The sequence below is a fragment of the Caloramator mitchellensis genome (genome assembly GCF_001440545.1).
GTDB lineage: Bacteria > Bacillota > Clostridia > Clostridiales > Caloramatoraceae > Caloramator > Caloramator mitchellensis.
This window is the reverse complement of sequence record NZ_LKHP01000004.1, coordinates 115646-134177: the sequence shown is the minus strand read 5'-3', so window position 1 is coordinate 134177 and position 18532 is coordinate 115646. Positions and strand designations below refer to the sequence as shown.

Sequence of the window (18532 nt, the reverse complement as noted above, 5' to 3'; positions counted from 1 at the left end):
ATCTGTAGCCTTTATCTTTTGCTAGTTATTTCAAATAGAACCTGTGAAGTAGCTGAAATTTCTTCAACAGTTGCAAGTATTTCTTCAAGTGCAGAAGCTTGTCCTTCAAATATAGAGTTAGCAGCATTAACATTTTGGTATATTTCGTTAACAGATTTTTGTAATGATTTTAATATATCGTTTATTTTCTTGATGGATTCATTGCTCGAATTAGAAAGTTTTCTGATTTCCTGAGCAACAACGCTAAAACCTCTTCCAGTTTCCCCTGCTCTTGCAGCTTCAATTGCTGCATTTAATCCTAATAGATTTGTTTGGTCAGCTACGTTTCTTACAAATTTTAATATCTCATCTGTGCTTTTCACCTGCTCATTTGTAATATCAATTGTTTCTTGAATTTTTTTATTTGATTCCGAGACATTTTGAACACCAACTGAAATACTGCTTATTGCTTCGGTTATTTGAGTGAGGGCTTGATTTAAATTGTCAGATAGATTGTGTATTTCAGCATGTTTTTTAGTGCTTTTTATTATGGAAATAACTCCAATCACATTGTTGTTAGAATCTTTAATAGGATTGGATACACATCTAATGGGTTCACCAAATACTTCCTTTGGGATGTCTCGGGTAATAACTCTACCAGTTCTAATAGCTTCATAATCAGCTCCATCCCTTGATATAGGGTCTCCATTATTAACATGAATTCCAAGTTTATCAAGGTAATATACCCTTAAGTATCTCTCTTTATCAGAAATATTAAAGGCTACCCTATCTTCAAAAAAATTAACAAGATATGGAGCAACGAGTTCAAATGAATTCAACACTTCATGGATATCGTTCATCTTTTTTTACCCCCTTTTTAACTATTTTATCATATTTTTTGAAATGCAATAATATTTTTAATATTAAAATGTTATGTGGTGATTCTATGAGGTATAGAAAAAATTGTTTTATTTTTTTGTTCGCACTTATGCTATTATTTATCGTAATTGTTATTATAATCTTAATATCCAGGTTGCCCAAAACAGAAAAAATAGTGATAAAACCTATTAAACGTTCTGAGGCTTATAAGCGGGCAATGGAAATAATTGATTTTGTATGGGAGTATGAAGCTAAAGAACTTGACAGAAATGATATTAAACTGCCGAATTTTATAACAAATGATAAAAAAACATATGTAGGAATTCCTTATTGCTGGGGAGGATATATTTCAATCGATTTAAGCGACAGAAAAGAAGTAAAGAACTTTACAGATGCAATAAAAAAAGGATATTTTCCGGGAAATATTTTGACAGAAGGTGTCTATAAAGATAAAACTGCTGGGCTTGATTGCTCTGGATATATTGGAGCTGTGTTTAAACTTCGTGAAAAAGTGTCGACTGAAACATTAAAAAATTATTTTAGCTATATAAATTTAAGCGAAATAAAACCTATGGACATTTTTAATAGCGAAAATAATCACACTTTCATATATCTTAAGGAAAGCTATGATAAAAACGGTATAATTACATTAGAAGCAAGGCACAGCGATAGCATCAAAAGTAAAGATAAGACCGTTGTAAGCTATAGAACTTATGAAGAAATCAACAAGGGAATAAATGGGAAAAAATACAAAGTAATGCGATATAAAGGAATAATAGATGATGAAGTTAGTATTAGGATGGACCAATATGAATTTAATAATAATAAAAATATTGCATATCCTGCAAAAAAAGATTTTATTTACGCAGGTGGAATGGATTACATTGAGGATGTTGATTATTTTAAATTATTAGTTGATGAACATGATGAAGTTTTAATAAAAATATATCAGCTGCCAAAAGGAATTGAAGCACAATTAATAGATGATAAAGAAAATGTTTTGATGTATTTTGACAGTGATGTTTATAAAATAAAACTTAATAAAGGAATTTATTATTTGAAATTTAGCAATAAAGAAATATCACAAAAATATGATAAATATATTTTTGAGGTCAAATAAAAATCCCTTATGCACGTGCATAAGGGATTTTCTTATCTTTTTTCAAAGCTTCCGCAATCTGTGCTTTCCTTTGTTGTCGCAGGAGTTGAGTGATTAACAACTTGAATGCTATTTAGTGTGCAGTAGTTTTCATTTTGAGCATGGTATCTACAGTCCCTTACATTACAACCAATGCTTTTGTTTATCATAAAAACACCTCCAAGTAATTTTTATATTAATATTTTTTACAATTAAATTTATATTATTCAAAAAACCAAGAAATATGAAAATTTAAACCAAGAAATAGTCTAAAAATAAGAAATATAGTGAAGAATATAAAATAAGTTGTTTTATTGCAAATTATTATAATAATTTGCAATACGAATTCATAAAATTTATAGAAGGAGTTTTATAAAAGTAAAAGAATAATATAAATAGAAAAAAATTCCATGAGGTGTGGCGTATGAAAAAAATTTTAGAGGTTTTGATTATAATTCCAATATTGTTAAACATGTATTCCGCTAAGACAGAGCCTGCATTTAGTCATAATAAGCAGAATAATTTCATTTGGGCTTCATACTATCATGTTGACAGGCAAAATATTTATTTTATAGACACCAATGATTTTTGCATATATGTATCCGATTTGGATAAAGAAAATAAACTTAAGTTAATTGGAGATAAAGTAGATAATACAGGTTTTATATACAAAGATGGGAAAATTATTTATAAAAAAGATAATGGATATTTATATAGCTACGATATTTTGAATAAAGAGACTGATAAAATAAGCCAGTATAAATTAGTTAAAAAGTATGGCAGCTTTTTTGTTTTAAAGAATGATATTTTTTATTTTGACGAGTTAAATAATTTACATAAAGTCTCAAATGGTAGAGACTTAATTGTAATGCCTTCAGAAAAGTATGTTGCAAATAATATATATGAAAATCAAATTATTATAGGTGATTCACTGTTTACTTGGGGAGAGGAAGGAATAAATAAAATTGACATCAATAATTTTCAAGTAGAACAAATATATTTTAGTAGAGTTTATTTTTTGGCCACTTATAAAGACAAAATTTATTTTATTGATGAAGATAAAAGAGTGTGCAGCACTGATTTAAGAGGGGAAAACCTTGAGATTATTAGCGAAGATAGAGCACTTGATGATACAGGTGACTTTACAGCAGGCAAACTAATGATAGATGATAATAAACTTTATTACATATCATATAGAGATAATAAAAGCGATTTAGTCCGCATAGACCTAGCTGATGGACAAAAAAGTTTGGTTGCAAATAATGTTCAGGATTTTTACGTTAAAAATGACAGAGTAATATATTTTACTTCCTATGAAGATGGTGAAATTATCATGATAAACAATGATAAAGAAAAAAGATTTTATAATGAAGATTTAAAATATATTTTTATTTTAGATTATAAGGATGACCAACTAATTCTATTGGCAAAATCGCAAAACTTAGAAAATGTTTTTGGTGAAATTTTCTTCTTAACGATAGATTAAAAAAGTGGCAGATTTCTGCCACTTTTTTAATCAAACAAAAATACCCCCAATTTATTATAAAAACTAAATCCTACGTAGTTAGATATAGGAAGTCCATGTTTTTTCTGAAAGTTATGGATAGCATGTTTTGTAGATTCGTTATATATACCGTTTACATAGCCATGGTAGAAACCTAATGCTTTTAGTCTCTTTTGAATCTCATATACATCTGAACCTCTGTCTCCCGGCTCCAAAACCCTGAATCCACTTCCAAATGGTCCAAATGGTCCACCGTATATTCTAACTTTTGTCCCTATAGGTGTGATTTTATATAATTCAGCAACATCTTTATTAAACATTCTTATGCAGCCATGTGACTTTGCGTATCCTATAGACCAGGGTTCGTCAGTTCCATGAATACCATATTGTCCCCACGGGACATTAAACCCCATCCAGTATCCTCCAAAACCTTCTCCCCACCTTGCTTTGCCCGTTATAATCCAGTCGCCTATGGGGGAAGGAGTTGAATATTTCCCGGATGAGACTGGATAGGTTTTTACCACTTTTCCCTCGCTTATAACATACATTTTATTTTCAGTGATATCAACAAATATATATATGTTTTTATACTTAACGCTATTATTAACCTGCTTCAATACGCTGTCGCTTCTAATAAAAGTAATCTTCCCTAATAGAATAACAACAATCGAGATAATGAATATAAAGAAAATAAGTATGCCTTTTTTCACAACACCACTCCTCTAAATAAGTCCCATTAACATTTTATTATATTGTAGTTAGAAATATGATTTATTAGATTTCTCAAAAGTTGTATATCTATAGAAAAATTAATAGATGAAAGTAAGAATGAAATATTTAATAATGATTCAAACGAAAATATGCATATAAATAGATAGGAATTAAAAGTCCCATGAAATAATTTCATGGGACTTAGTAAAATTAGCGCTTAAACAAAATTTTATTTGCTCCAGCTATTATAAATTATCTGTTAGCTGAAATTTCAATCATGGCCTGATGTCTTGCATCTATCTGCCAATCCTTGTGTCTTAGTGAGTTTACAAAATGAATATCGAAGTGTCCATCCATATTGTTTCCTTTAATATAGTCATAATTTGGGCCATAACCATAGCCTCCAGAACGGTTATATACGTTCACTCCTCCAGCGTAAGCATCAAGTCCAGCGTGTGGCATTCCGGACATAGATGCTGCTAATTTTCTTCCGTTAACAATAACTAATATAGGCCTTACATCCCATGTCCAGCTTCCGCCGAATATTTCCTTCATTATTGCAGTATCCTGAGCTGTTAATGTTTCGACATCGGCATGTCCAGAACCTAAAGTTCTTTTAATCTTGAAGCTCTTTCCAGTAAAGTAGTCCACAACTGTTGCCTCAGAACCTATTGGGAAAACATATTGAGCTGCACTGAACCAGTCAAGATATTCACCATACTTGCCATATGAAGGCTTTACTGGAACAATTATTTTTGGAATTTTTATGGCTTGTCCAATATATAAAACTGTTGTAGAAGTAAAATTATTCGCACTCATAATATCTTGAGTCGTTACCCCTGTTTTTTGTGAAATGGACCATAGGGTATCCCCTGACTGAACATAATAAGTGTTGTAAACTTTATACGGAACATATTTGCTATCTACTACTTCGAATATTTTATTAAAGACAGTATTATCTGCTCTACCTGTTACTGTCATTCCGTTGTCTTTTTGAAATCTTGAAACTGCATCAAATGTTAAAGTTCCAAAATATCCTGTTGGCGAGACTGGCAAATAGCCTAATGCATAAAGATAAGTCTGCAATTCAGAAACTCTATCATGCCTCATACCTATGCTTAATATTTTTGGTTCCCCAGCTAATATCTTATTCAAAACGTTAAGAGTAGTTAAGTCTAAATTTCCAGTAGGTTCGAGGTTATTAGAGCTCTGGAATTTTTTTACTGCTGTATAAGTTCCATAGCCGAATATACCATCAATTGTTCCAGTGTAAAATCCAAGGGTTTTTAAGCTTGTTTGAAGCTCAGCCACCTGGAAATTCTTATTGCCATAAACTAAAGGCATCGTTATTGCTGCGCTGGCTATCGTTGCAAATGTTACGAAGAAGGCTACTAATAGTGCTGTGATTCTTTTAACCAACGTAATCACTCCTTATATTAAATTAAAATTTTTTATAATTATAACAAACATAAGTATAAAAATTAATGCAAAATATATGGTTTTACTGCTATATCATGGATTGATGGCATAAAAAAAGCAGCATAAGCTGCTTAAATATTATTAATATCTGAAAACTCATCTTTGAGATTATTATATTCATCAAGAAAACGCATCCAATCTTCAGTCAACAGATTATAGCTCTTTTCAAGTTCCTCAAATTTTTGACTTATCTGCAATAACTTCGCTTCATCAGAACCTGCATTGCTTAGCTCCAAAAGATTAGACTTAAAATCCTTACAGTATAATTCAAACCCTTCTAAAATAGCATCTAACTTTGAATGAGCATCGACTACTTTTTCTGGTGCTGCTACTTCTAAGTAAGTATTTTTAATATCCTCTAAAAAAATCAATCTTTTTTCTATTTCAGCATTTATATTTTCTATAGACATATGATTATTTTTCATTTTATCTAAATAGATTGACAAATTTACTTTTGTATTAATAAATTGACTAATAATTGCATCCGTCGACACAAAATAATCCTGATATTGTTCAAACAACCTGTTTTTTTTATCGTAGTTCTCAAAATATTTATATGCAAAAGTCTGAAGCGTATCTGGGAATTTAGAAAAATCATCTGGTAGAGATATTTTAGCAGTTTTTAAGTTGGAATATAAAATATTTGTATCATTTATATATTTATTGAAATCAGATATTGCATTAGGAATATTTTTTGACTTCAAGTTGCTCAAAATTAGTCTTGCTTGAGTTACTATTTTTTTATTGTTACGAATGGCCTCTAGAACAGTTTTGTGCTCACTTATGTATTTTTCTGGTGGTGAGATTTGCTCAACATTGTTTATTATTTCATTAAATGATTGTTCGCTTTTTTTGATATCATTAATAATGTTAGTTATATTTTCTTGTTCTTTAATTGATATGAAAGAAACTTTATTCAGTGAAGACGATACATTTTTGTTTTCATCATTTATTTGTGAGTAAATTTTTTTAATATTGCTAAGGTATGTAAAATTAATTCTGTTGGTGAAATAGTAATATGACAAAAACGAAACTATAATTACGATTATTACAGTAAAAAATGAAATAATAAATTTAGTTAAAGCTTTTTTAGGTGCTTTTGAAATTTCACTCATTTTAATTCCCCCTAAGGTTCAAATCAAGATAAAGACCCGAATATGTATGCTTAAACATTCGGGCCTTAATAATATATTATTCTATATATTATTATTGATTCCTTCTTATTTTTAAAAAGTTTTTTACATTTCTTACTCCTTCAATTCCTTCAGCAATTTCCTCAGCTAATTCCATATCCATTAAACTATTAACATATCCAGTTAATCTAACGCTGCCATTATCAACAAATACCCTTATATCATTTCGTTCTAATTTGTTATTTACAAGTTCGGTCTGAATCCTGTTATTTATTGAAGTATCATCGATTTTGTAAGCTGAATCAATTTCTATATGAGAAACAACTTCCTTAACCCCTAAAGCTTCTGATGCAAGTTTCATTGCTTGTTTTTTATCTCTTAATGTCTTGACTCTTCCTTCAAGAATAGCCGTTCCTCTTTGAACGTTTGCACCTACTGAAGAAAGTTCTGGATGACCCTTTAGCTTTGTTATAATATTTTCTTCGGTATCTTTATCTTCAATAGTTCCATCGGTAGAGATTGTGATAGAATTTTCAAGAGAATCTACTCCATCTACTCTTAAAGCCAACTCTTCAATTGCTAATTTTTCTGAAAGTGTATCAACAATGCCATATAGTGTAACATGACCGTTAACGCATTTTACATTTACATCGAGTGCAACTTCCTTTAACTCTTTCTCTAAAAGGTCTCTTATCTCATTTTCAATTTTTTCATTCTCCAGCATAGAATCAACCCCTTTGTAAATCTTTTATTTAAATAATTTTTCCATATTTTTTATTTTTAATTCATTTATAATATACTAATGATTATTTTTTTGATATATAATTATAGTTGAGATTACATGTGGGAGTGGAATTTATGAATGGCTTTTACGGACTTATTGATCTTATTAAAAATATTACATTAAGAAATGTTATTGACATTATAATTGTCGCCTATATTTTATATGAGTTTTATATTTTGATAAAGGAAACTCGTGCAGAACAATTATTAAAGGGACTCATATTTATTATTGCAGTTATGAAACTTAGCGATTGGCTGGGGCTTGTTACTTTATACTGGATAATCAAAAACACACTAACAGTAGGAGTTATAGCGCTTATAATTATATTCCAGCCAGAGTTAAGAAAGGCGCTTGAACATCTTGGAAGAAGCAGATTCTTAACTAAAAGATTTTTTGAAACAGATGAGGAAATTAAAAGGGTAGTAGATGAAATAACAATTGCAGTAAGCAATATGTCCCATTCAAAGACTGGGTCGTTAATAATTATAGAGCAGGAGACAGGACTAAATGATTTTGTTTCAAACGGAGTAAAAATTGATGGTATTGTTTCATCAGAATTGCTTGAAAATATATTTTTCGAAAACTCCCCTTGGCATGATGGAGCAGTTATTATTAGAAAGGATAGAATACTTGCTGCAGGTTGTGTATTGCCTCTAACGGAACAGGAGATTAATAAAGAATTAGGAACGAGGCACAGAGCAGCTATTGGAGTTACTGAATCTTCTGATGCTATTGCAATTGTTGTATCTGAAGAAACAGGAACTATATCGATATCAGTAAATGGAAGGTTGACAAGGGGTTACACAGTTGAAAGACTTAAAAACGTGTTAACAAAGATATTGGTTCACAATATGTTTTCTGATTCAACGATGATTAAGAAGGTGAAAACATGGTTAGGAAAAACAAACAAGAAATAATTTATATGATTTTAAGCGTATTTATCGCACTTATATTATGGGTATATGTTATGGGCGAGCAAAATCCAACTCAAGCAAGACTTATTGAAGGAATACCTGTATATTTTATAAATTTGGATGCATTAGAACAAAACAATCTTACAATATTACCAAATCAGAAGTTTACGGTTAATCTTCAAATTTCAGGAAGAGCAATGGATGTATATAAAGTTAAAGCGGAAGATTTTAGAGTTGAAGCAGATATGAGCGGATTCCTTAAAAAGGGCTACAATAATATTCCTGTTGAAGTAAAGACGGTTCCAAAGGGGGTAAAAGTGGTTTACGATAAGGGTAATCCTTACATTAGAGTTAAAGTTGATGGATTGATAGAAAAAACTGTTCCAGTAAATTCGATAATTGCGGGCAATCTAAAGGAAGGATATGCATATTCAATGCCTGTATTAAAGCCAAATGAAATTTTAATAAGAGGTCCTGAAACATATGTTTTTAAAGCTTCAAATGCTCTTGTTAATATAGATGTTACTAACAGGGATAATGATTTGTCAGCTTCTTTGCCAATTAAAATTGTGGATAGCTATGGGGATAATGTTCAATATATAAATTATGAGCCAAAGTATGTAGATGTTAGTCTACCTATAAAAAAATCCAAAGATGTTGATGTTATTATAAGGACAAAGGGTGAATTACCTGATAGTAAAATATTAAACTATATTAGTTCTAAAACTCCTAAAATTACAATTCTTGGTGATGAAAGTTTAATAGACAGAATTAATTCTATAGAAACAGAACCAATTGATTTGAGTAAGATTTACACTTCGATTTTTAAAGAAGTTCCATTAATAATTCCAGAAGGAATATATACAAAAGAAAACAAAAAAAGCATAACTGTTGATATATCTGTAGAAAATAAGATAGAAAAGAACTTGACAGTTGATTTAATATTAGAAAATGGAAAGGACGAATTTAATTATTCATTAAGCAAAAACAGTGTAATTTTAACAATTTATGGAGCTGAAAGCGTAGTAAATTCTATTAATTCAAATGACATTTCAGCTATTATAGATGTAGCAGAAAAGGAAGAGGGAGAAATTACACTGCCTATAAAAATAAATTTGCCAAGAGATATTAAATTGAAGAAAATTTCCCAAGAAACAGTATTAGTAAAGATAACAAAAAAATGATGGAGGATAAATATGCCAGTTAAAGTTAACAATATACGACTTTCTATTGACGAAAATATAGACATATTAAAAAACAAAGCAGCAAATATAGCTAAAATTAAAACAGGTGAAATAAAAAATTTCAAGATTATTAAGGAATCAGTAGACGCAAGAAGAAAAGGCAAAATTGACTTTGTCTATCAGGTGGAGTTTGAGACCGATAACGACTTGCAAGTAGTAATAAAGGCAAAAAACAAAGATGTTGTATTGGAAGATATACAGGAAAGTTTAACAATAGAGTATGGTAAAGAAAAACTAAACTATAGACCTGTTATTATTGGAACTGGTCCAGCAGGATTATTTGCTGGGCTTGTTCTTGCTAAGAATGGTTATAAACCAATAATATTTGAAAGAGGAGCAAAGGTTGAGGATAGGGATTTACATGTAAAAAAGTTCTGGGAAGAAAGAAATCTTAACACAGAGTCTAATATACAGTTCGGAGAAGGTGGAGCAGGGACATATTCTGATGGAAAGCTTACGACAAGAATAAAAGACAAAAGATGCGACTTTGTGTTAGATGAGTTTGTAAACTGTGGTGCACCGGAGGAAATAAAATTTGTTTCTAAACCTCATATAGGGACAGATATTTTGAAGATTGTAGTAAAAAATATAAGAAACAAGATTATTGAACTTGGAGGAGAAGTTCATTTCAATTCTAAACTTACTGATATAAATATAAAGGATGGAAAAATAAAGTCAATTGTCATAAATGATTCTACTGAAATACCAGTAGAGACTGTGGTTTTAGCAATTGGACATAGCGCAAGGGATACATATGAGATGATGTTTAACAAGGGGATTTTAATTTCCCAAAAACCATTTGCAATAGGAGTTAGAATTGAGCACCCACAATGGATGATAGATGTAAATCAATATGGAAAGTTTGCGGGGCATCCAAGGCTCAAGGCTGCAGATTATAGGCTCACATATACAACAAAAATGGGAAGACCTGTTTATTCCTTCTGCATGTGCCCGGGTGGAGTGGTTGTAGCAGCTGCATCTGAAGAAAATTCGGTTGTAACAAATGGCATGAGCGAGTTTGCAAGGGATAAAGAAAATGCTAACAGTGCGATAGTTGTTGGAATAAACACTTCAGATTTTGGTTCTGAACATCCTCTTGCTGGAGTAGAGTTTCAAAGAAAATATGAACAACTTGCATTTAAAGTTGCTGGTGGTAATTATAATGCTCCAATCCAGCTTGTTGGGGATTTGTTTAAGGATAAAAGGACAACAAAATTAGGCGAGGTAAATCCAAGTTATCCAATTGGATATGAGTTTGTAAATTTAAGGGAATGTCTTCCTTCATTTGTTGTAGATTCAATCAAGGAAGCATTATATGACTTTGATAAAAAGATAACTAACTTTGCAAGATTTGATGCAATTTTAACTGGAGTTGAAACAAGAACTTCATCTCCGATAAGAATTGAAAGAAATGAAGACCTTGAAAGTTCTAATGTTACTGGACTTTATCCTGCTGGAGAAGGTGCAGGGTATGCTGGTGGAATTATTTCAGCCGCTGTTGATGGAATTAAAGTTGCGGAAAAAATAATGCAAAAATACAAGCCCTATGAAAGATAAATTTTATTATTTTGCATAATTGATTAAATTTTTGTTGCAAAGATGGTGCATTATAAATTAAAATATAATTGGATGTATTTAAAAAGAGGTGGGGATATTTATGAGAGAATTAATTTTAGCCATCAATCCAGGTTCAACATCCACAAAGGTTGCAATTTTTAGGGGAAGCGATAATATTAGACAAAAAAACTTATCGCATTCGACAGAAGAGTTATCAAAATTTGAAAAGATTGCTGACCAATATGAATTCAGAAAAGAAACAATTTTAAATTGGATTAAAGAAGAAGGCTTTGAATTATCACAATTCATTGCAATCGTGGGACGTGGCGGTCTTTTAAGACCTATGCCAAGTGGAACATATCTTGTAACAGATAAAATGATTGATGATTTAAAAATTGGTTATCAGGGTGAACACGCATCAAATCTTGGGGGTATTATTGCCAAATCTATTGCTGATTCACAGGGTATAAGTGCATTCATAGTTGACCCTGTAGCAGTCGACGAATTTGAAGATATTGCAAGAATTTCAGGTCTTCCAGAGATTCCAAGAAGGTCTCTTGTCCATGCATTGAATATTAAAGCAGTTTCCAGAAGAATTGCCAAAAAAATAAATAAAAATTTAAACGAAGTGAATTTTATCGTAGCACATTTAGGTGGTGGAATTTCTGTAGCTCCACTTAAAAATGGAAAGATTATCGATGTAAATAATGCAAATGAAGGCGGACCATTTTCACCTGAACGTTGTGGAGGACTTCCTGTAGGTGACCTTGTAAAAATAGCTTTTTCAGGGAAATATACATACAAAGAATTGAAAAAGAAGATGGTTGGACAAGGAGGCATAGTTGGATATCTTGGAACAAATGATGCAAGAGAAGTAGTTAAGAGAATAGAACAGGGCGATGAATATGCTAAATTGATATTTGAAGCTATGGCATACCAAATTGCAAAGGAAATAGGAGCATGTGCTGCAGTTCTTTGTGGCAATGTGGATAGAATTATACTTACCGGTGGATTGGCATATTCAAATATGCTAAATGAAATGATAATTGATAGGGTTAAATTTATATCTGAAGTTGAAATAGTTGCTGGGGAAGATGAAATGCTTGCCCTTGCTGAAGGGGCCTTAAGGGTTGTAAACGGAGAAGAAAAGGCAAAGATTTATGAGGATGAGGTGAGAATATGATCAAGAATTTTGACGAAGTTTTAGAAAGGGTAAGAAGTTTTTCAACCAAAAAAATTGCAGTCGCTGTTGCTCAGGATGAACCAGTGTTGGAGGCTGTTTTCGAGGCTAAGAAGATGGGAATTGCTGACGCAGTTTTAATAGGTGATAGAGAAAAGATATTGGAATGTGAAAAAATACTAGATATTCCTGAGGATATGTTTGAAATAATAGATGAAAAGGATAATACAAAAGCTTCCATAAAAGCTGTTGAACTCGTTTCAAGTAAAAAAGCTCATATGCTCATGAAGGGGCTTGTAGATACTGCAACATTCCTAAGAGCAGTTCTTGATAAGGAGAAGGGATTAAGAACTGGCAAAGTATTATCTCATGTTGCTGTCTTTGAAATCCCTGCATTAAATAAAATGCTTTTAGTTACTGATGCAGCTATGAATATAGCTCCGGATTTGATGACAAAAAAACAAATACTTGAAAATGCAGTTAGCGTTGCAAAGGCTATAGGATTTGAAATGCCAAAGGTTGCAGTGGTTGCAGCTGTTGAAGTGGTTAATCCGGATATGCAGCCTACTATTGATGCGGCAGTTCTTTCAAAAATGAATGATAGAGGGCAAATAAAGGGTTGTATTGTTGATGGCCCGCTCGCTATTGATAATGCCCTATCAGAAGAGGCTGCAAAGCATAAGGGAATAAAGAGTCCAGTTGCTGGTCATGCAGATATAATTTTAGTTCCAAATATAGAAACAGGAAATGTTATGTATAAGACACTAACATATACTTCAAACGCTAAAAACGGGGGTATTCTATCAGGTGCTGCAGCTCCAGTAATTCTAACTTCAAGAGCTGATAGCAATGAAAGCAAATTATATTCCATTGCACTTGCAAGTTTAGTTGCTGAACAAACAAAATAAGGAGGCAAAATTATGTTTAGAATGCTGGTTATAAACCCTGGTTCAACTTCAACAAAGATAGCTGTTTTTGATGATTTAAATCCAGTTTTTGTTGATACATTAAGACATTCATCCGAGGAATTAGCACCTTATAAAACTATATTTGAACAATATGAATTCAGAAAGAGTGTTATATTAAATGCACTTAAGGAAAAGGATGTTCCTGTTGAATCTCTTAACGCAGTAGTTGGACGCGGAGGGTTATTGAAATCCATTGAAGGTGGAACATATGCAGTAAATGAAACGATGCTTGAAGACTTGAAGGTAGGAGTTCAAGGACAGCATGCTTCTAATTTAGGTGGAGTAATCGCATATGAAATTGCAAAATCGATAAATGCACCATCATTTATTGTAGACCCTGTGGTTGTAGATGAAATGGACGAAATAGCAAGATTTTCGGGAATGCCTGAAATAACAAGAAAAAGTATCTTCCATGCACTCAACCAAAAGGCTGTTGCAAAAAGATTTGCAAAAGAAAAGGGAGTCAAATACGAAGATATAAACTTAGTTGTTGCTCATTTAGGCGGTGGAATATCAGTTGGTGCGCATAGAAAGGGCAGAGTTGTTGACGTTAATAATGCGCTTGATGGAGAAGGTCCATTCTCACCTGAAAGAACAGGCAGCCTGCCAGTTGGAGATTTAGTAAAAATGTGCTATTCAGGCAAGTATACTCTAGAAGAAATCAAGAAAAAGATTACCGGCAAAGGTGGAGTGATGGCTTACTTTGGAACTAATGACGCAAGGGATTTGGACAGAATGATGAAGGAAGGCAACAAGGAGGCCGAGCTTGTATATAAAGCTATGGCTTATCAGGTTGCGAAGGAAATAGGTATGTGTGCAACTGTTCTTAAAGGTGAGGTGGATGCCATTATATTAACTGGAGGCCTTGCTTATGGTAAGGACTTTGTGGAGTGGATAAAGGAAAGAGTAAGTTTTATTTCAGAGGTTGTTGTTTATCCTGGAGAAGATGAAATGCTTGCTCTTGCAGAAGGTGCACTAAGGGTTTTAAATGGGGAAGAAGCTGCAAAAGAATATAAGTAGGTGATTTTATGTCTAGAATTAGGGTTTTTACCGGACATTTTGGAAGCGGTAAAACAGAAATAGCTTTAAATTATGCACTAAAGCTTAATGAAGAAGGGAAAAAGGTAGCAATTGCTGATTTGGATATAGTTAATCCATATTTCTGCTCAAGGGACCAGGAGAAATTTCTGGAAGAAAAGGGCATTAAACTAATTGCAACACCCAAGGAATTTTCGAATGCTGAATTAGGAACAGTTCCACTAAATACATTAGCAGTATTTAATGATAAGAGTTATGAAGTTGTTTTAGATGTCGGTGGAGATGACCAGGGAGCTGTTGCCTTAGGGCAATATAACAGATATTTTAGAGAAGAAGATTATGATATGTATTTTGTTATTAATACTACAAGACCTTTGACAAGCGATGTAGACAGCATAATTCAATACATTGATGAGATACAAAGAGCTTCAAGGTTAAAGGTAAAATATTTAATCAGCAATACCAATTTATCCTATGAAACTGATGTGGATATGATTGCCGAAGGATATAAAACAACAAAAGAGGTGTCAGAAAAGACAGGGATTCCGATAGCATTCGTATCTGTTAGGGAGGATTTAATTTCAAAACTTCCTAACGATATAGATGCTGAAGTCTTTCCGCTTAAAATTTTCATGCTGCCACCATGGAGAAGAGACTTAGAATAATTTTCATAAATAAATTATTTAAAGGAGGCCTATATATGGGTAAAGTTACATTCAGGGAAGATAGGTGCAAAGGATGTGGACTTTGCATTGAAGTTTGCCCGGTAAAAATTATTTCATTTGCTGAAAAATTAAATACTAAGGGATATCATCCAGCTACAGTAACAGAAGAAAAGATGGTTAAATGTATTGCTTGTGCTTCATGTGCAAGAATATGCCCTGATGTAGTAATTAAAGTTGAAAAATAACTTAAGGGAGGTAAACCAAATGGCTAATAAGGTATTAATGAAAGGTAACGAAGCCATAGGCGAAGCTGCTATTCATGCAGGATGTCAATGTTTCTTCGGATACCCAATAACTCCACAGACTGAAGTTGCGGCTTACATGGCAAGAAGAATGCCTAAAATAGGAAGAGTATTCCTTCAAGCTGAAAGCGAAGTTGCAGCAATAAATATGGTTTATGGTGCAGCAGGTGCAGGTGTTAGAGTAATGACATCCTCATCAAGCCCTGGAATAAGCTTAAAGGCTGAGGGTATATCATATATTGCTGGTGCTGAACTTCCATGTGTTATTATAAACATTGTTAGAGGAGGCCCTGGACTTGGTGGAATTCAACCAGCACAATCGGATTATTTCCAAGCGACAAAAGGTGGCGGACATGGAGACTACAGATTAGTTGTTTATGCCCCTGCCTCAATCCAAGAATTGGTAGACACGGTTCAAGAAGCATTTGATGTAGCAGACCAGTATAGAGTTCCTGTAATGGTTATGGGAGATGGAATGCTTGGACAGATGATGGAACCTGTTGAATTTAAAGATAGAAATACAACAAGAAATCTTCCAGAAAAGACTTGGGCTGCAAATGGATTAAGGGGAAGACAAAAACATAACGTAATAAATTCACTCTTCTTAAAGCCAGAGGAATTAGAACAACATAATAGAAGATTACAAGCAAAATATGCTGAAATCGAAAAGAATGAAGTAAAATATGAGGAATATAACCTTGACAAAGAAGTTGATTTAACAGTAGTCGCTTATGGGACAACTTCTAGAATTGTAAAAAATGCAATTAAAATGCTTGAAAAAGAAGGCATCAATATTGGTTTAATAAGACCTATAACTTTATGGCCATTCCCAAGCAAAGCTATTGAGGATGCTGCAGAAAAATCAAAATATGGCTTTATTTCAGTTGAAATGAGCGAAGGCCAGATGGTAGAAGACGTTAAACTTGCTGTAAATGGAAAGAAACCAGTTTACTTCTATGGAAGAAGTGGTGGAATGGTTCCAACTCCAGCTGAAGTTGCTAATAAGATTAGAGAAATAGTAGGAGGTGCAAAGTAATGGCTATCGTATTTGAAAGACCAAAGGCATTGTTAGATGTTCCAACCCATTACTGCCCTGGTTGTACACACGGCGTAATCCATAGGCTTGTTGCTGAAGTTATAGATGAACTAGGAATAATAGATAGAACAGCAGGTGTTGCACCAGTTGGATGTTCGGTTCTTGCTTATGATTATTTTGCATGTGATATGTATGAAGCTGCGCATGGAAGAGCGCCAGCAGTAGCAACAGGTATTAAAAGAGCAGTTCCAGACAGCATAGTATTTACTTACCAAGGAGACGGTGACCTTGCAGCAATTGGAACAGCGGAAATAGTTCATGCTGCTGCAAGAGGAGAAAAGATAACTACAATTTTCGTTAATAACGCAATTTATGGTATGACCGGTGGACAGATGGCACCTACTACTTTACCAGGACAAGTAACAGAAACTTCACCATATGGAAGGGATATAAATACACAAGGTCATCCAATAAGGGTTTCTGAAATGATTTCTACATTAGACGGAGCTGTATATGTAGAGAGAGTATCTGTTGACAGCGTTCCAAATATTATAAAGGCAAAGAAAGCTATAAAGAAGGCTTTTGAACTTCAAATGCAAGGTAAAGGATTTACAATGGTAGAAGTTCTTTCAATTTGTCCAACTAATTGGGGATTATCACCAAATGAATCGATAAAGTGGCTAAGAGACAACATGATGCCTTTCTATCCACTTGGAGTTAAGAAGGATATAACAGCTGGGGAGGTGAAATAATGGCGCATCAAGAAATAATTTTTGCAGGTTTTGGTGGTCAGGGTATTCTTTCAATGGGTAAGTTCCTTGCTTATGCTGGGCTAGAGGAAAATCTAAATGTTTCATGGTTACCAAGTTACGGACCAGAAATGCGTGGAGGAACTGCAAATTGTTCAGTAATTGTGAGTGATAGTCCTATTGGAGCTCCGATTGTTACAGATGCAACTACAGTTGTAGTCATGAACAGACCTTCCCTAGATAAATTTGAAAGTCATATAGTAAAGGGTGGATTATTGATAATTGACAGCGACCTTGTTAACAGAGAACCAGAAAGAGATGATATAGAAGTTATTAAAATTCCTGCTCAAAAGGTTGCGGAGGAAGTTGGATCAAAAAAGATAGCTAACATGGTTTTACTTGGTGCATTGGTTGAAAAGACAAAAATAGTTCCTATGGAAGCACTTTTAAAAGCTCTTAAGGAACATGGTAAGGAACAATTCTATGAATTAAATAAAAAGGCTCTTGAAAGAGGAGCAGAATTTGCAAAATAGAAGGAGAGGGAATACCTCTCCCTTTTAAGTTATTATAGTGGTCTTCCGTTTCCTTCGATATTTCCTATCTCCTGGTCTCCTGGGCCTTGTTCACTAGCCATTTTTACGCAGTTGTTACATCCGTTAATCCAAACATTCTTTTTAGCTTCCTCTTGTATTTTTAACCATTTAGCAAGATAAGCAACGATATCTTCAGTTCTTATATCTGGGAATCCCATATACTCACCTCCTTTTCTCCTATGTAAAGATTCTAAACTTCTGTTTTATTGTAATTTCCGTTAGTTAGGATGTTATAGATATTAACGATATAGATTGGTATAATTAATTTTTCACCATATCCAAGTCTTTCGTTAGAGAAATCTGTGATTAATTGAACTATCTTTGCAATTTTCTCATCAGGAATGTTTTCTTGAGAAATTTCCTTCATTTCAACATCAAATTTACAATTTTCAATATCAATGTTATTGCAGTTTCCATTAATATCATAGAAATAAAAATTTAAAGGAGATGTTTGATTAGAATAAATCATACTTTTTTCAAAATCATTCTGGAGGTCTCTTTTATCTGGGGACATAACTTTCACCACCTTTTTATCTCTAATAATTATTTATGCATAAAAACGACAAAAGGTTACAAATTCTTTCAGAATTCTTTTTAATAAACTAAAGCTTAACACTTCAGATTCTATGGACTTGCAAAACAATAGGTTGTTTCACATCTTTAATTTTATGATAAAATA

Annotated in this window: 21 protein-coding genes; 13 read left to right on the top strand and 8 right to left on the bottom strand. The window is 32.8% G+C overall.

From position 1 onward, the window contains the following. Positions 1-11: 11 nt before the first annotated feature. A complete protein-coding gene (locus ABG79_RS04845; RefSeq protein WP_057977721.1) occupies positions 12-839 on the bottom strand; it encodes a methyl-accepting chemotaxis protein in 828 nt (275 codons plus the stop codon). 236 nt (positions 840-1075) lie between these two features. On the opposite strand from ABG79_RS04845, the gene ABG79_RS04840 reads away from it, so the two are divergent. Beyond that, on the top strand, positions 1076-1978 hold the full coding sequence (locus ABG79_RS04840) for a hypothetical protein (RefSeq protein WP_160318219.1): 903 nt from the start codon (positions 1076-1078) through the stop codon (positions 1976-1978). Positions 1979-2010: 32 nt separating this feature from the next. On the opposite strand, the gene ABG79_RS12240 is transcribed toward ABG79_RS04840, so the two are convergent. After that, the gene (locus ABG79_RS12240; protein WP_083490341.1) at positions 2011-2166 is read right to left on the bottom strand and encodes a DUF1540 domain-containing protein; all 156 of its coding nucleotides are present in this window, start codon (positions 2164-2166) and stop codon (positions 2011-2013) included. 254 nt (positions 2167-2420) lie between these two features. On the opposite strand from ABG79_RS12240, the gene ABG79_RS04835 reads away from it, so the two are divergent. Then, the gene (locus ABG79_RS04835; RefSeq protein ID WP_057977717.1) at positions 2421-3482 is read left to right on the top strand and encodes a DUF5050 domain-containing protein; all 1062 of its coding nucleotides are present in this window, start codon (positions 2421-2423) and stop codon (positions 3480-3482) included. Between the two features lie 26 nt (positions 3483-3508). Here the strand turns inward: ABG79_RS04835 and ABG79_RS04830 are convergent, their stop codons facing one another. The 4 genes from ABG79_RS04830 to ABG79_RS04815 all read right to left on the bottom strand — a co-directional run bounded on the left by ABG79_RS04830 (position 3509) and on the right by ABG79_RS04815 (position 7547). Further along, entirely contained in the window at positions 3509-4210 is a 702-nt protein-coding gene (locus tag ABG79_RS04830; RefSeq protein WP_057977715.1) for a L,D-transpeptidase family protein, read from the bottom strand. 253 nt (positions 4211-4463) lie between these two features. Further along, positions 4464-5630 carry a peptidoglycan-binding protein gene (locus ABG79_RS04825; RefSeq protein WP_057977713.1) on the bottom strand — a complete coding sequence of 389 codons (1167 nt, stop codon included), beginning with the start codon at positions 5628-5630 and terminating at the stop codon, positions 4464-4466. A gap of 131 nt (positions 5631-5761) precedes the next feature. Beyond that, a complete protein-coding gene (locus tag ABG79_RS04820) occupies positions 5762-6805 on the bottom strand; it encodes a hypothetical protein (protein ID WP_057977711.1) in 1044 nt (347 codons plus the stop codon). Positions 6806-6896: 91 nt separating this feature from the next. After that, positions 6897-7547 carry a BON domain-containing protein gene (locus tag ABG79_RS04815; protein ID WP_057977710.1) on the bottom strand — a complete coding sequence of 217 codons (651 nt, stop codon included), beginning with the start codon at positions 7545-7547 and terminating at the stop codon, positions 6897-6899. Between the two features lie 134 nt (positions 7548-7681). Here ABG79_RS04815 and cdaA point away from each other — a divergent pair, with 134 nt between their 5' ends. The 11 genes from cdaA to ABG79_RS04760 all read left to right on the top strand — a co-directional run bounded on the left by cdaA (position 7682) and on the right by ABG79_RS04760 (position 17793). Continuing rightward, complete coding sequence (cdaA, locus tag ABG79_RS04810) at positions 7682-8524, top strand: diadenylate cyclase CdaA (protein WP_083490340.1); 843 nt, start codon at positions 7682-7684, stop codon at positions 8522-8524. Further along, positions 8497-9705: a CdaR family protein gene (locus ABG79_RS04805; protein ID WP_057977707.1), complete on the top strand. Its 1209-nt coding sequence runs from the start codon at positions 8497-8499 to the stop codon at positions 9703-9705. Before cdaA ends, ABG79_RS04805 begins: the two co-directional genes overlap by 28 nt. Before the next feature lie 12 nt (positions 9706-9717). After that, on the top strand, positions 9718-11322 hold the full coding sequence (locus ABG79_RS04800; protein WP_057977705.1) for an NAD(P)/FAD-dependent oxidoreductase: 1605 nt from the start codon (positions 9718-9720) through the stop codon (positions 11320-11322). A 100-nt stretch (positions 11323-11422) separates the two neighbouring features. Next, positions 11423-12505, top strand: a complete 1083-nt coding sequence (buk, locus tag ABG79_RS04795; protein ID WP_057977703.1) for a butyrate kinase — start codon at positions 11423-11425, stop codon at positions 12503-12505. Continuing rightward, positions 12502-13410, top strand: a complete 909-nt coding sequence (ptb, locus tag ABG79_RS04790; RefSeq protein WP_057977700.1) for a phosphate butyryltransferase — start codon at positions 12502-12504, stop codon at positions 13408-13410. Before buk (ABG79_RS04795) ends, ptb begins: the two co-directional genes overlap by 4 nt. Positions 13411-13422: 12 nt before the next feature. Continuing rightward, a complete protein-coding gene (gene buk / locus ABG79_RS04785) occupies positions 13423-14490 on the top strand; it encodes a butyrate kinase (protein ID WP_057977698.1) in 1068 nt (355 codons plus the stop codon). 8 nt (positions 14491-14498) lie between these two features. Beyond that, positions 14499-15173 (top strand): nucleotide-binding protein, encoded by a 675-nt coding sequence (locus ABG79_RS04780; RefSeq protein WP_057977696.1) that lies wholly within the window; start codon positions 14499-14501, stop codon positions 15171-15173. A 35-nt stretch (positions 15174-15208) separates the two neighbouring features. After that, the gene (locus ABG79_RS04775) at positions 15209-15418 is read left to right on the top strand and encodes a 4Fe-4S binding protein (protein WP_057977694.1); all 210 of its coding nucleotides are present in this window, start codon (positions 15209-15211) and stop codon (positions 15416-15418) included. A gap of 19 nt (positions 15419-15437) precedes the next feature. Next, positions 15438-16511, top strand: coding sequence for a 3-methyl-2-oxobutanoate dehydrogenase subunit VorB (locus ABG79_RS04770; protein ID WP_057977692.1), 1074 nt, complete (start codon positions 15438-15440; stop codon positions 16509-16511). Then, positions 16511-17263 (top strand): thiamine pyrophosphate-dependent enzyme, encoded by a 753-nt coding sequence (locus tag ABG79_RS04765; protein ID WP_057977690.1) that lies wholly within the window; start codon positions 16511-16513, stop codon positions 17261-17263. The genes ABG79_RS04770 and ABG79_RS04765 overlap by 1 nt, the downstream gene beginning before the upstream one ends. Further along, entirely contained in the window at positions 17263-17793 is a 531-nt protein-coding gene (locus ABG79_RS04760) for a 2-oxoacid:acceptor oxidoreductase family protein (protein ID WP_057977688.1), read from the top strand. Before ABG79_RS04765 ends, ABG79_RS04760 begins: the two co-directional genes overlap by 1 nt. Positions 17794-17825: 32 nt before the next feature. Here ABG79_RS04760 and ABG79_RS04755 read toward each other — a convergent pair whose 3' ends face one another. Continuing rightward, a complete protein-coding gene (locus tag ABG79_RS04755; RefSeq protein WP_057977686.1) occupies positions 17826-18011 on the bottom strand; it encodes a hypothetical protein in 186 nt (61 codons plus the stop codon). Positions 18012-18043: 32 nt separating this feature from the next. Continuing rightward, positions 18044-18367 (bottom strand): hypothetical protein, encoded by a 324-nt coding sequence (locus ABG79_RS04750; RefSeq protein ID WP_057977684.1) that lies wholly within the window; start codon positions 18365-18367, stop codon positions 18044-18046. Positions 18368-18532: the final 165 nt, after the last annotated feature.